This is a genomic window from Candidatus Accumulibacter meliphilus, assembly GCF_036625345.1.
In the GTDB taxonomy this organism is placed as follows: domain Bacteria; phylum Pseudomonadota; class Gammaproteobacteria; order Burkholderiales; family Rhodocyclaceae; genus Accumulibacter; species Accumulibacter meliphilus.
On record NZ_JAZKTZ010000002.1, the window covers coordinates 255,781 to 269,215 of the forward strand.

12 protein-coding genes are annotated in these 13,435 nt (G+C 62.0%); 4 read left to right on the forward strand and 8 right to left on the reverse strand.

Annotated elements, in window-relative coordinates; all coding sequences use genetic code 11:
* Nucleotides 1-579 precede the first annotated feature (579 nt).
* Complete coding sequence (locus V5B40_RS04670) at nucleotides 580-2,970, forward strand: eCIS core domain-containing protein (protein ID WP_332353437.1); 2,391 nt, start codon at nucleotides 580-582, stop codon at nucleotides 2,968-2,970.
* Here the strand turns inward: V5B40_RS04670 and V5B40_RS04675 are convergent.
* The 3 genes from V5B40_RS04675 to V5B40_RS04685 all read right to left on the reverse strand — a co-directional run bounded on the left by V5B40_RS04675 (nucleotide 2,890) and on the right by V5B40_RS04685 (nucleotide 5,131).
* Nucleotides 2,890-3,468, reverse strand: a complete 579-nt coding sequence (locus V5B40_RS04675) for a ParB/Srx family N-terminal domain-containing protein (protein ID WP_332353438.1) — start codon at nucleotides 3,466-3,468, stop codon at nucleotides 2,890-2,892. The two genes, V5B40_RS04670 and V5B40_RS04675, sit on opposite strands and share 81 nt — an antisense overlap.
* Nucleotides 3,469-3,555: 87 nt before the next feature.
* On the reverse strand, nucleotides 3,556-3,870 hold the full coding sequence (locus tag V5B40_RS04680; RefSeq protein ID WP_332353439.1) for a hypothetical protein: 315 nt from the start codon (nucleotides 3,868-3,870) through the stop codon (nucleotides 3,556-3,558).
* 394 nt (nucleotides 3,871-4,264) lie between these two features.
* Entirely contained in the window at nucleotides 4,265-5,131 is an 867-nt protein-coding gene (locus tag V5B40_RS04685; protein WP_332353440.1) for a reverse transcriptase domain-containing protein, read from the reverse strand.
* A gap of 226 nt (nucleotides 5,132-5,357) precedes the next feature.
* Between V5B40_RS04685 and V5B40_RS04690 the strand changes: the two genes are divergently transcribed.
* The gene (locus tag V5B40_RS04690; protein ID WP_332353441.1) at nucleotides 5,358-6,224 is read left to right on the forward strand and encodes a transposase; all 867 of its coding nucleotides are present in this window, start codon (nucleotides 5,358-5,360) and stop codon (nucleotides 6,222-6,224) included.
* Here the strand turns inward: V5B40_RS04690 and V5B40_RS25135 are convergent.
* The 5 genes from V5B40_RS25135 to V5B40_RS04720 all read right to left on the reverse strand — a co-directional run bounded on the left by V5B40_RS25135 (nucleotide 6,191) and on the right by V5B40_RS04720 (nucleotide 12,194).
* Nucleotides 6,191-6,547: a glycoside hydrolase family 3 N-terminal domain-containing protein gene (locus V5B40_RS25135; protein ID WP_434735828.1), complete on the reverse strand. Its 357-nt coding sequence runs from the start codon at nucleotides 6,545-6,547 to the stop codon at nucleotides 6,191-6,193. The two genes, V5B40_RS04690 and V5B40_RS25135, sit on opposite strands and share 34 nt — an antisense overlap.
* A 130-nt stretch (nucleotides 6,548-6,677) precedes the next feature.
* Entirely contained in the window at nucleotides 6,678-9,065 is a 2,388-nt protein-coding gene (locus tag V5B40_RS04700; RefSeq protein ID WP_332353443.1) for a tetratricopeptide repeat protein, read from the reverse strand.
* 342 nt (nucleotides 9,066-9,407) lie between these two features.
* Entirely contained in the window at nucleotides 9,408-9,560 is a 153-nt protein-coding gene (locus V5B40_RS04705) for a hypothetical protein (RefSeq protein WP_332353444.1), read from the reverse strand.
* Between the two features lie 922 nt (nucleotides 9,561-10,482).
* Nucleotides 10,483-11,121 (reverse strand): class I SAM-dependent methyltransferase, encoded by a 639-nt coding sequence (locus tag V5B40_RS04710; protein ID WP_332353445.1) that lies wholly within the window; start codon nucleotides 11,119-11,121, stop codon nucleotides 10,483-10,485.
* A 665-nt stretch (nucleotides 11,122-11,786) separates the two neighbouring features.
* On the reverse strand, nucleotides 11,787-12,194 hold the full coding sequence (locus V5B40_RS04720; protein ID WP_332353446.1) for a DUF4400 domain-containing protein: 408 nt from the start codon (nucleotides 12,192-12,194) through the stop codon (nucleotides 11,787-11,789).
* Between the two features lie 4 nt (nucleotides 12,195-12,198).
* On the opposite strand from V5B40_RS04720, the gene V5B40_RS04725 reads away from it, so the two are divergent.
* The gene (locus V5B40_RS04725; RefSeq protein WP_332353447.1) at nucleotides 12,199-12,714 is read left to right on the forward strand and encodes a hypothetical protein; all 516 of its coding nucleotides are present in this window, start codon (nucleotides 12,199-12,201) and stop codon (nucleotides 12,712-12,714) included.
* 154 nt (nucleotides 12,715-12,868) lie between these two features.
* Complete coding sequence (gene tnpA / locus V5B40_RS25140; protein WP_434735838.1) at nucleotides 12,869-12,979, forward strand: IS66 family insertion sequence element accessory protein TnpA; 111 nt, start codon at nucleotides 12,869-12,871, stop codon at nucleotides 12,977-12,979.
* Nucleotides 12,980-13,435: the final 456 nt, after the last annotated feature.

The following is a 13,435-nucleotide window of genomic DNA, read 5'->3' on the forward strand; positions in this document are numbered from 1 at the left end:
GAGAGGTGTGGCCGGCCACCGTATGGCTGAGCCCGGCAGGCCGTCCTGGCAGAGGTTGCGCCGAATGGTGGCGGCGCCGGTGGGTAGTTGCTGTTCTTTTCTCATCACTTGAGAAGGATAGGACATTTGGCAACGATGACCAAAATTCCTGGCTGACGCGGCCTCGCGACCAAGTTGCAAGTTCATACTCCATGCAATCGTGCCACCGCTCCCGCAACAATGACGGGGGCTTGGAACGGCGTGAAAACGAGGAGAGACAACGCCACCGCAGCTGCAGTATGGTCACGAGAGACTCGTCAGTTCGACTCTCACCCGCGACAAATTTCTTGCGGCACTTGGCATCGATCCCACGACGCCGGCAACGACGCAGACTTGATCACGGTCCAAGGACAGACAGGACGACACGATGATTCCGCCTGAGGGGAGCGCAAAATGATTTTCAAGTCCGTTCCGAGAACCCTACCCCTTTCCACGCGCCGTAGCGCAGGCGTGGCAGAACGCTCCGCAAGTCCACTTGGCGTGCCTCGTTTTCTGCGCGGCAACACTAGCGACGCTCGACCAGCCCACGCCGCTGTAACGATGGCGACCCGCCTGACCGCCCACGAAATGGTCAGCCACCGGCCGGTGGTGCTACGCTCCCAGCCGCTGCAGATCGCGCGCCAAACCGTCGCCAAGACCAGCGGCGAGGTGGTCGAGTGGTGGCCGGCACGGCAAGATCCGCAGTGGAACCCGCAGTACGAGGAGCGCTACAGGAGGACGCGGCCCAAGGACGACACCGCCCAGAAAGACTTCGATGCCGAGCGGGCGTCGGGCAAGGTCAAGGCGGCCAGCAGCCACGGCGGCACGAAGGTGAGCACCCGGCTCAGCGCTGACCAGGTGCACCGGATCGTCATGGCTGGCGGCGAAAAGGCCGCTGCCGAGCGCTGCGCCGCGATGGCCGGAAACATCAGTGCGGCGTTCGAGACCATGCTCATCGACACCGCGCAGGCCCAGGCCGACTACCTGGCCCACATGGCGGGCGAGAGCGGAGGCGTCCTCGAAGAGGTGGGCGGAGAGAAGCGCAGCTACGCGCCCTTCCAGGGCCGCGGTCCGATCCAGGTCACGCACCCGGAGAACTACGCCAGGGCGCTCGGCACCCTGCAACAACGCCGTGATCAGATCGAAGCGCAGATCCAGACCCAGGCGACCAACATCGCCATCCTCATGAGCGAGCGGGACAAGGCAACGGACGCGACCCAGAAGCAGGAGGTGATCGCGCGGATCGACGCTGCTCACGCCGCGGTCGACGTCTTTCGCCTGCAGATGATGCAACTCGACGATACCATCGGCGCGGTCAGTGCCGATCCGAAGGCGGCGGCCGACCCGAAGCACGCGTTCTTGATGTCCGCCGCGCTGATGCACAAGACCGGGGCCACGATCGCCACGGGAAAACTCGGCGCCAGCGCGCCTTTCGTCGGCAACGGCCCGGCCGACACCTGGGTTTCCGGTGGCAACAAGGGCATGACCTTCGACGCGCGCAAGGCCGAAAACGAGGCCGAACTGGCCGAGATCAATGCGCAACTGGCGAGCGAAACGGACGCAGACAAGATCAAGGATCTTCAGGGGAGCGCCGCAGCCCGCGGTCGGCTCATCCAGGACATGGTATCGGCCAAGAGTCGCGGCAGAAAGAAAGCGGCGGTCTATGCCGCTGGCTTTGCCATCCTCACGCAGGAGAACGCGGTGGCCAATGCGCCCGAGCCGGAGTCCGATCCGTACGCAGACACGGACGCCGAAGAGTCGCCGGCGATCCAGCGCAAGGCCGCCGCTACGGCGGCTCCCGCTGCACCCGCACAGCCGCGCAGCGGCGGCGGCCATCCGCTTCCGGCGGAACCGCGCGCACGGCTCGAACGGGGGCTGGGCGTCGACCTTGGCGAAGTCCAGGTGCACACCGATGCGCCCGCCGCAAACACGGCGCGATCGCTAGGCGCCCGCGCTTTCGCGACCGGGCAAAACGTGTACTTCGCCGCCGGCGAATACGACCCGAAAAGCGAAACCGGTTTTCGGCTGCTGGCGCACGAGGTCGTGCATACGCTGCAACAGCGCCGTGGCACGACAGGGGCCCAGGAGGGCGTCAGCCAGCCCGGTGATGCCAGCGAGCGCGAGGCCGACGTGGTCGGCGACGCCGTTGCCGATGGCGCCACGGTGCCGATTTCCGTGAGCGCTACGTCCGCGCCGCTGGCGCTCAAGGCGCGCACCGCGGCCGACCTGGGTTACCCCGAGAGCAGCGACCCATGGATGCTCGCGATTGCCCAGCGCAACGTCCGCAACCCTACGCCGGGCTGGATAGGCGGGTCGAACTCAGTGACCCACGCCGACATGCTCGCCCTGGGCTACACCTATCGCGGCGGCGGCGGCAACTGGCGCCGCTACCACTTGCCCGGAACCGAGCCATCGATGATCTTGAACGTGCTGATCAATCCCGAGGTGGACCCCGAGGCGATCGATCCCAACGATCCGAGTAGCGCCAAAGAGGGCGACGCTGCGGCGCTGGCAGAGGCGAAGAGCACGCTGCGCGAATGGCAGCGCCTGACGCGCAAGACCTTGCCCCTCTATGACCGGCTGCGCATCCTGCGCGCGGCCGGTAAAGGCGATACCGCCGAGTACCAGCAGCTTGTTGATGAAGGGAATGGGTGGTTCGACCTGGCCGCCGAATTCGAAAAGGACTATCACGACAACATGCCCGACTGGCGTGACGAGCTTGCCGAGGATCCGGCGGCGCTCGCCGAGCTGGACGCGCTGGCGATGGGCGACGTGGAGTCGCTGCGTAGCTGGATGGACGACTTTGACGAGAACCGGGAGCGCGGCGACAACCAGAAGGCGGACGACAGATTGAAGCAGGCCGAGGAGGATCTAAAGAAGCTGCTTGAAGAACTGCAGAACTCGCCCGCCGAGGAACCCGATACCGACGAGGAGACCGCACCCGGGGAGTGAGCGCCACATCGGAAGGCCGGAACTGTCAAGACTTGTCCGACGCCTTCCCTCGGATTGCAGGTGTGCAAGCGCGTGATGGATGACCCGGGATGACTCGGGCCAGACCACGATTACCGTCATCGTCAGAGCATACTGGCTCAGTGAGCCAATCGAGAGCAATTCGCGCAACAGCAGCGCTTCTTCGATCGGCACAAACGCGCGGCTGCGGGTGCGCGCCAGGACGCCCAGCAGGCCTTGTACCGGATCGCTGTCCCAGCACTCCACCTCGGCCGTGTCCTTGCCGAGTTGCCGTAACGCGGCGACGCGTCGATAGCCGTCCAGAAGAATCGCCGAGTGGCCCTCACCGGCCACCGCGATGCAGGGAACGAGCTGGCCATTGACCGCGATCGACCGGGCCAGACGCGTGATCGCCGCCGTATCCGGCACGCGAAGCTCGGCGTAGCGTAACTCCAGTCGGTGCAAATCCAGAGTCTGGGCAGTAACGGTCGTCTGATCCATGCGGATGACCTCCTATTTCATCCAGCCTAGCGAGGCGGCTGCCGCAAGGCGATCGAGTCCTCTCTTTGCAAGCCCCGCGGTCTGGCCTCAGGGCGAGGCGCAAGCGGCTGAAATAACAGTAATTTCGGCCATCCACGCGTCCATCTCTGCAAACGACGCGTCCACCACCGGTGACAAGCGATAAGTGCCTGAGGGCAGTGGGATTTGCGCATTTGACGCGTCCATCTTTGCAACGCCGGCCGGGTCGGGCGTGCGTTCCCGCTGCCGCGCACGATTGCGCGCGACGTACTCCGGGTGCTCCTCTCGATACGCCCGCCAGTAGTCGGGGTGGCGCTCAGACCAGGCCTTCTGCGCACGCTTCTGGTTCTCGCGATAGTCGGGGTCGCTCTGGCGCTTGGCCACCTGCCAACGCCGCCGCCGTTCGCGCTGACACGCGGCATCCGAACAAAAGCATTGGTCGGGGTTCTGCGGACGTCGCCGGAATGGCTGACGACACGCCTCGCACTGCCGGAACTCCATGACCGTTTCTCCCCACACGATGTCGTGCGGGAAGATTGGGCCGATCCAGTGCTTCCTGTCACGGCGCGGGAGATCTCGCGACGGTTTATCGCAAGCTCTTGCGGCGGGCGTACGCGGTGGATGGCGAGCGCGGCGAAGGGGGCTACGGCGCGCAGGATGGAGAGCGGCACCCGGCGCTACGAGCACCGCCTCATGGCCAACGGGCGCCGACTACTCCAGCAGCTGGCGCAGCTACGAAGTTCGGCTCCCGGAAATCTCTCGCGACCTCAGCAGGGGCTCACTGGCTCATGCTTGATGGGTCAGCTTTGGCGAGCAAAAGCGGGTCAGTTTCGCGGAGCGTCAAGGCGTAAGGCACGAGATGTACGGACAACTTGCCCTTCAGGTGCCGCCGTTGCCATATGCGGTCGAGAATATGCAGGTAGCAGTTGGCCAGCAGCGGGGAAATCACGCCACCTTGCGGCGTCCCCTGACGATTGGCTTTCCCACCGCCCACGGTCTTCTTCACTCCGTTGTCGTCTTCGCCGATGACCGGGGCTTTGAGCCATTGCTTGATGAGGTGCAGAATCCCCCCATCGACGATGCGCTCGGCCACCACGGCCAGTAGCTTGGTGTGCGGAATGCTATCAAAATACTTCGACAGATCGGCGTCTATGACTTGGGTGTAGCCGGCCCAGAGCGCATTGGCAATGTCATCCACAGCATCGTGGGCCGATTTCTTCGGCCGGAATCCGTACGAATGCTCGCAGAAATCGGCTTCAAAGATCGGTTCGATGATGAGTTTCACCGCCATTTGCGCGACCCGGTCGCGCAGCGTCGGTATCCCGAGCGGGCGCTGACTGCCATCCGCTTTGGGGATCATGACGCGCCGTACCGGTTGGGCTCGGTAGGTCTTGTCCTTCAGATCACGGGCCAGGTCCTGCAGGAACGTTTCTACCCCCATTCCGGTTTCTATGGCCTCGAAACTGATCCCATCAATACCGGGACTGCCTCGGTTGGACCGGACAAGCCGCCAGGCGTGACTGAGGATGTCTTCCCGGCTGATCTTGTCGTAGAGCGCGTAAAAGCGGTAGGCCGGTTCTTGCTTGGCCTTGGCATAGAGCTTCCTCTGTAGCGTCCTGATCGTATCTGGGGTGGTTAGCGACATGGCAATCCCTCGACCCTCCGCTCTTCGGTTGCACGAACAAAGTAGGGTCCCTTCCCTCGACCGGGGTTATGTTGTCCCGCGATCTCGACACCACGACGCCGCTTCCTCATGCTACCGGGGCGTACGGACAACTCCCCGGACGGGACTTCAACCCGCTAGATTTACTGCTGTTACTGCGAACGGTCAGGTTTTTCCTTTTGCCTTTTCTTGATGTAGTCTCGGGTCTATGGCAAGACCTCTTCGTCTGGAGTTCGTTGGCGCGCTTTACCACGTCACTGCACGCGGCGATGGCCGTGAGGACATCTACCGCGCCGACTGCGACCGTCGGGTCTTTCTTGACGTCCTTGCAGATGTCCGGGAACGCTTCAACTGGACGATTCATGCCTACTGTTTGATGACCAATCACTACCACCTGCTGGTCGAAACGCCGGATGCCAACCTGGCCCGGGGTATGCGCCAACTCAACGGCGTCTACACCCAGCGTTTCAATCGCAGCTACGATCGCGTCGGTCACGTCTTTCAGGGGCGATACAAGGCGATCCTCGTGGAAAAAAATGTTCATCTCCTGGAGTTGACACGCTACGTTGTGCTCAACCCCGTACGCGCTCGGATGGTTCGCACACCGGGAGAGTGGCCATGGAGCAGCTATCGGGCAATGCTTGGCGAGGCGGACTCGCCGGAATGGCTTGATATCCGACACATCCTGGCGGCTTTCGGTAAAAGGGAAGGACAGGCGGCTGAGAACTACGCGCGCTTCGTTGCTGATGGCGTGGGGCAGCCATCACCCTGGGAGCGGCTCAAGTCTCAGATGTTTCTCGGCTCGGATGCTTTCGTGGAATCCATGCGACAAAAAGTCCCGAAAGACCGCGACCTGCGTGAGCTACCGCATGCAAAGGGGCGTGCACCGGCGCAACCATTGGCACACTATGCTCGTAGCTACCCTGGGCGTGATGAGGCGATCGCCGCCGCATTCGCAAGCGGCGGCTACACGCTGAAGGACATTGGCGATTACTTTGGCTTACACTATTCTCCTATCAGCAAGATCGTCAGAGCACAAAGTCACGCGCGGGGAATGGAAAAAGTAAAGACCTGACCCCGCGAGCGCAAAGACCTGAGCCCGCGAGGATGACCCCGCGAGGACACGCGAGCGACACCGTGAGCGACAAGTTCGGGGCCGCGGAGGAGCCCGCGGCGAAACGCCTCGGCAGCACTATGCATGGCCCGATAGTACAGATCGGAGTCATAGGAAATGAGCAGCAGATCGACGCCTGCTTCAAGGGCAGCGACGGCGCTATTGCCAATGCCAAGTCGATAGACGGCGCACATGTTTAGATCGTCGCTGATCAACAGCCCCTGGTAGCCCCAATCGTTTCGCAAGATGCCTTGTACGACGGTCTTCTCGGTAGTCGTGCTCATCGCTCAGCAGTTCGCGGAGGTGGCGAGCGTAGGTCGCTTCGGTCAACGCGTTGGCAAGTGAGAGCAGAACCTTGCACTTGCCGGCAGAGTCCGCGCTCGGGCCCAGCGCGATCTTGAGAACCGTTCACGTTTAGCGTGCCACTTTCTCGCGCACATTCAACCCGAGGGCTGCTGCCTCGGCCGCTGCCGGGGCAGCAGCCGAGCAGAATTGCCGCCACATGCAGCGGTAGGCATCTTCGATCGTGCTGACGATCCGCTTGGCGTCAGTCAGCGGCGAGGCCTGCACTTTCTCGCGCAACGTACCGCGCAGGCTTGTCAGCCGGCCGCTGTCAGTAGCCAATTCGACTGCCTTGCGAACGTAGTCTTGTGGCGATTCCGCGCTCAGCTCGGCGAGGCCTACGGCATGAAGCAGGCTGACTCCGACGCGCGAGACGTGCACCGGCCCGGCCAGGCTGACCACAGGGACCCCCATCCACAAGGCCTCACATGTCGTGGTCGTACCGTGATAGGGAAAAGTATCGAGCGCGATGTCCACTTCGCCGTACAGGCTCAGGTGATCCAGAGTGGCCGGCCTCCAGCCGATCAGTTCAAGGCGCTCGGCAGGAATGCCCCGCGCGTGAAACTGTTGCTGGATATGCTCGCGGGTGTCGCTGTCGGCCAATGTGCTGGATTTGAGCAGCAAGCGGCTGTTGGCAACGGCCGCCAGGATTTCTGCCCAATATCCGATGACCGTCGGGCTCACCTTGGCCACCTTGTTGAACGACCCGAACGTCACCCGACCGCTGTGCAGCATCGGTAGCTGACCAACTTGCGGGCAAGACCGTGGCGGCTGGTAGCAGAGGAAGCCATCCCGCAAGCGCAGCAACTGCTCGCTATGAAACTGCTCGGTGTTTCCCGGTGGATCAGCTCGTGCATCGGTGAAGCGGTAGTCGATGGCATCGCAGCCGGTGGTGTCCGGGTAGCCTAGATAAGTGACCTGGACAGGTGCCGGTTTACGGGTGAATAGCGGCAGGCGGTTGCCCTTGGTATGACCAGACAGATCGACAAGAATGTCGACGGCATGCGACTCAATCAAGGCATGCGCCTGCTCGTCGCTGAGGCCTGCGATGTCGTGCCACGCATCGGTCAAAGCTCGCAGTCTCACTGTCGTCGTGTCAGTAGTGAAGCTGTTGGAATAGCAGACCACCTCGAACGCCCGCCGGTTGTGTGCGGCAAGCAGTGGCTCGAGAAAGAATGCCACGGAGTGGCTCTTAAGGTCCGCGGACACGTAGCCGAGGCGCAAGCGCCGCTCGGGGTTTCGATCGACTATGGGTGCGCGCGCCGTGTCACGAGAGTCGTGGCGCTTGGCCCATAGCCGGTGTTCGGCGAAGACGCTCGGCGCGTCATATGGATCGACGTAGTGAAGGTTGAACAGCAGGTTGCTGTGGATGCGGGCATCGGCCGGATTGAGTTGAATCGCTTTCCGGTAGCAAACGAGCGCGTCGCGCAAGCGTCCCTGGTCCTTGAGCAACTGCGCGAGGTTGTTGTTGGTGCCGGCAACGCCAGGGGCCAGTTCGAGCGAGCGCCGGCAGGCCTGAACAGCTTCGGTGGTACGGCCGACTCTGCGCAATACCACGGCCAGTTGGCCGTGGGCGCGCGCATCCTCAGGATCCAATTCCACAGCCCGCAGGGCGGTGGTGGTCGCCTCGTCATGGTTACCCATGATCTGCAGCGCGTCGACAAGCAAGATATGCGCCGCAACATTGACCGGGTCGAGGGCGAAGACTGTTCGCAACGACGAAATCGCACTCTGCACTTGGCCCATGGCCAGCAGTGCCTTCGCCAGATTGGCATGAGTTTCCGAGGCGGTCGGCTGGAGTGCCAGGGCTCTGTGATAGGCGGTAAGGGCATCCGAGAAGCGCCGCTGCTTCTGACGAACACTGCCCAGAGTGTTGTAGAAATTGGCCACCTGTGGGGTCAGTTCGATTGCCCGCTCAATACGTTCGATAGCCGTGTCGTATTGCCCACGCTGATAAGCAATCATGCCCAGCAGATGCCACGCATCCGCGCGCTCCGGTTGTCCCCGCAAGACATCCAGATAGGACGACTCGGCATCCGCCAACCGCCCCGCTTGTTGGTGCTCAATAGCGAGATCCAGTTGGCGTTCACAAGTCCTGATGAGTCTGTTCCCTATTTCCGTTTCATCGGGCCGCAGTTGCAGGACTTCCTGGTAGCAGGCGATGGCTCGCCCCAGCTGCCCGTTCTCCAGGTAGGCATTACCGAGATTCCCGAGAAACACCGGTTCGTGCGGCTTCAGTGCAAGCGCTCGCTCGATACGTTCCACCGCTACCTGATATTTTTTTTGCTGGGCGGCGAGTACCCCCGAGAGGTGCCAGGCATCGGCGTGGTTGGGTTGCATTTTCAGCAGCCCTTGATAGCCGGCTTCAGCCTCCGCGAATCGCCCCCCCTGGTGGTGACGCATGGCGATGCTGAGTGGATCAGGCGTCGCCTGCGTGCCCATCGAATTCACCATAGTCATTGAGTTGGAAGACTCCGTCTCTCCCACGCGCGGCCCTCGCTGCGACAGGTAGGTACAGCCGAGCACTGAAAAAAAGAATCGCTTGCATTGAGGGCGGCGGGTGCAGCCTTACATGACTTTCTCAAACAATAAGCGGCGGGCCATGGACGGCAAGATAACGCAAAAACCGCCGGTTTGTTGAAGTTTTGTGGCTGCTTCTGCCGGGTAATAGCTGTTCGCTTGTCATTTTCGGCAGGTGGGGGCCTGAACGGGGTCAGGGCCTGAACGGATCGAGTAGGGGACGGAGTTACCCCCGTCGCCCTCTCACACCACCGTACGTGCGGTTCCGCATACGGCGGTTCATCAAACCTGCTGGACGCGTCGCTGAGTAGTCAGCAACGACACCGGCAGGACCCCGTCGAAATACACGGCTGGTCGATTCTGCTTCCCGACAGACAGCAGTTCCTTGACCGGCGTGACAGCATCAGGAAAAATCGGCAACAGGAGTTGGGCCATCCGAATCTCCAGCAAGCTCAGCGTGGCGCCGAGCAAAAACACGTACTATTCTCCATTATTGGTATCTTCGCAATATCCGCCCGGCCGACCCGCCACCAACCCGAACTGCTCCTCGTTTGGCAAGATAAGCTCATGAACTTCTAAAGATTTAGGATGCCGATCGTGCGAATGCCATGGGGCAGAGATCAGGTTGTCTGATACTGAATACAGCGTTTCAGGTCGCTCGCCCGGCGCCATTGCGGCCACTCGTCGCCAACAACATTCACGCGCTACTCGGTCCGCCGCTGCTCGCCGCGCTCGTCTTGCGTCCCGCGCCGCGCTGGCTGGCGTGGGTGGCTCGCCGAGAAGATGCTGCGGACAGGCGCACGGGCACTATGCTGGCTGCCAAGACGTCGGCAGCCGATGCTGTGCACGCAGGTGCAAGGACTCGACTATCCTGGTGGCCATCAGATCGAATCGCTGGAACCGCCAGCAGCGGGCCAGGCGAACGGGACCGGCAGATCCGGCCGGACTGCCGACGATCGGGCAGAGATTGACGAGTTTGGGCGGCAGTGGCGCCGACACCTTCGGGCACACCTGCCTAACGGTCATGACATGTCGGGATACCCCGGATCATGAAAGTCATGACCGTTTCCCCTCTCACTTGCAGTGCGCATTCCGGCGTGCACGCCGGAATCGTTCGACGGGCTGGGCGCATGCGCCCAGAATTCCCCGTCTCACCCCCGGCCCTTCTCCCGCGAGGGGAGGGAGATTCGTGAGCCGCTTGCGCGACTTTCACATTAACCGAAGTTCTGAGGCGCTGGCGAAAATGCGACAGGGCTTCTCGAGAGCGGTTTCCCGCGCGCCCGCCGCAATGATGGAACGGACCTACCCATCTCATCAACGCGATATGGGCGCCCCAAACCTAATGGCGGGACAACATTCAGGGCGATGTTTCCGGGACTCGCTTTCTCGCCACGATGAAGACGGCCTTGTTTTCGCCTGGCGACCAGCAATGCTCGATCTCGAGTTCGGCGTTTTTCAGCTCCTCCGTCAACTGCCTCAGCGTGAGCGAAAAAACGCTGGGCAGCAACGGCAATGCGCGAAACACCGGCGCCACCGCACGCATCTGCCAAGAGCCATCCCCGATGCAGATGGTACTGGAGATGAACAGGCCGCCCGGCTTGAGCAATTCCTTCACCCGGGTCAAGGTCTGCGCGCGATCGGGCAACAGGTGGAGGATGTTCATCCCCAGGATCACGTCCCAGCTGCCCGCAGGGCTTTCAAGCTCGGCAAGCGAGCCCTGTGCAAAGCTCACGTTGCTCGCCCCGGCCGCCCGAGCCCTCTCGCGTGCGATGTCGAGCATTCGGGCTGAATAGTCGATGGCAAGGATATGCGCCACATGCGGAGCATGCAGGATGGCCGTCGAACCCGTGCCGCAACCGAACTCCAGCATCCGGCTATCCGGCCTTAGCAGGGCCCGGGTCTTCTCCAGCTTGGTTTCGTAGGACGCCTGATCGACAATCGGCATCCTGGCGTAGCGCTTGGCCAGCCGATCCCAGAACCAGGAACGCTGCATCATGATCGATCCCTCCCTGCTCATCGCAGTGCAATCGCGATCGGCCGCAAGGGCGCGGCATCACCACCGCGCCGCTTGAGCGAGCCGCCGATGAAAGCGAATTCATGAATTCATAGACTTGGTCGCGTGCCAAATCCTCGATATACGAACATGCTGCACGAATCAAGAGTAATGATCGGCGGCGAACAGCGGATGGAAGCATGGTTCAGCTCAAGCATTGACCGCTATCTGCCCGTTCGCGGTCATGTGACGGTGAAAAAGCAACGCTGATCGAGCCAAACGCCCCCACCTCGCAAAAAAAGGGCGGTTTTTGAAGAAAGAGCGGCGCAAAGGTCACCTCACGGCTTTCGGCCACTTCCCGGTTTTTGTGGCGCCAACATCGGCGGTGAAAGCGACGCTGCAGACGCAATTTTCATCATCCGGGGTGGCTGCCGTCAACAGCCATGAGCGTTAGTACAGACGCCAGACGGTCCGCTCTGCCCGAGAACTGCCCCGGAGGCTACACCGCCAAACGTCCCCTTGAAAGGTGGCAGCGGCCGTTCAGAAGTCTCGTTGCTTCGCGAAGACAATGACCAGGTCGTGGTCGAGGCAGCACGAATGCGCCGCAATTCGCCTCCTTCGACCAGCCGTCACACCACAGCCGTAGCGCCCCCTGGATGGCACGCCCCTCAAAGCCGCTTCTGCAGATTACTCACCCACAGCCACAGGGCGTAAGCGATCGCGATGATCAACAGGGGTGGCAACAGCGAAGGCAGTGGCAACGGCACGACCATCCAGGCGGCGAGCCCCACCAGAACGGTCCACAGGACGCGCACCCCGAGGCTGTGTCGGATCGGGCTCTGCGCCACGAAGGAGTATTTCCGGATTTCCCGCACCAGCTGGCCATCGCCGTAGGCCGCCATCACCAAAGGAATGCCCGGCAGCAGCCATCCCATCAACACTTGCATGCGGTAAGTGACCAGCCCGATCCACAACCAGGTCGCGACGATCCGCTCCCGCGCCCAGGCGCTGAAGTCTGCACTTCCGAAGGGCCCCTGCTCTGTCGATTGGGCGTCGATGCAGCCACGGAGCGGCATTCCCGTGACCAGGGTCGCGCGCGCCGACAAGCTGTTGTTCTTCGCTTCCGAGATTAGCGATGTCGAGGTCGATGCCGAATCGCTCGCTTTCATGGGCCAGGCGCTGGTTCAGACCACCTTGCCGCACACCGACCCCGGCATATCATCCATCGAGCGAACGAGCGGCGCCGTGTCGCTTTCGATTATCGCCGACCCGCAAATCGGTCTTCCCTTCGGCACGATTCCGCGGCTTTTTTCTGGCTTGGATCTGCACCAAAGCCGTGACGACGAAGTCCCCGCGGCCGGATCTCGGAAGAAGCCAGAACGAGTTCCTCCACAAGCTCGGCATGAGAACCGATGGCCGCGACGGTCGGCGACTGCGCGAGCAGTCCATGAAGCTGTTTTCTTCGGTGCTGTCGATCGTCTTTCAAAGGCAGGGGCGATTCTGTCTGCAAAACTTGGCGATCGTCGACGAGGCTTTTGCAGCGCCAATTCCGCACCGGCATTCGATGCGGTCTCCGACGAGCACAACAAGGGATGAACGGTTTGATTTCGCTTCAGCGGATCAGCGCCATGCGTTGCACAAGGTGACAAGGACTCAAGGGCGATGGCGGCCAATCTACGTCGGCGAGTGACAGCGGTGAGCGGCTCGTTGGCAGCCGTGTATTTATTGTGAAGACACTCGACTCAGCGTCCTGCTCGAACGACTAGGCGCGAGCGCAGAGACGCAGAGAGCGTACTGTGACCGGCACGGGCTGAAGAACCATTCGCTGAGCTACTGGCACCTGCGCCTGGTGTTAATGTAAAAGTCGCGCCAGCGACTCACGAATCTCCCTTCTCCCCTCGCGGGAGAAGGGTCGGGGAAGAGTGGAAGACGGTCATGACTTTCATGATTTGGGGCATCTCCACGTGGCATGACCGTTAGCGGCGGCGTCGAAGCGCACCAGTTTGGCGGCGAGGAGCGCCGGCAGAGCGACGACAATCAGCGTCCGGTGTTTGCTGCGAAGCGGGCATTCGGAAAGGGACGCCTTGCGTCTGGTTCTCGGCCACTGCGGTCATTGACGTCACACTGCGCGGACGTCCGGTATGGAGGCTTTACCGGCCATCCGGTGGCCAAGCACGCCGAACGGCGGCTTCGATCTTTTCGCTACGCCCGGATCCGACCCTCAGCGGCCGATCAGGTTTCTCCAAACCGGCCAGGCAGCCAAATCCAGATTCTGCGAACTGGAATGCTCCGAAGCGGCCGGCCATTGGCGATCTCA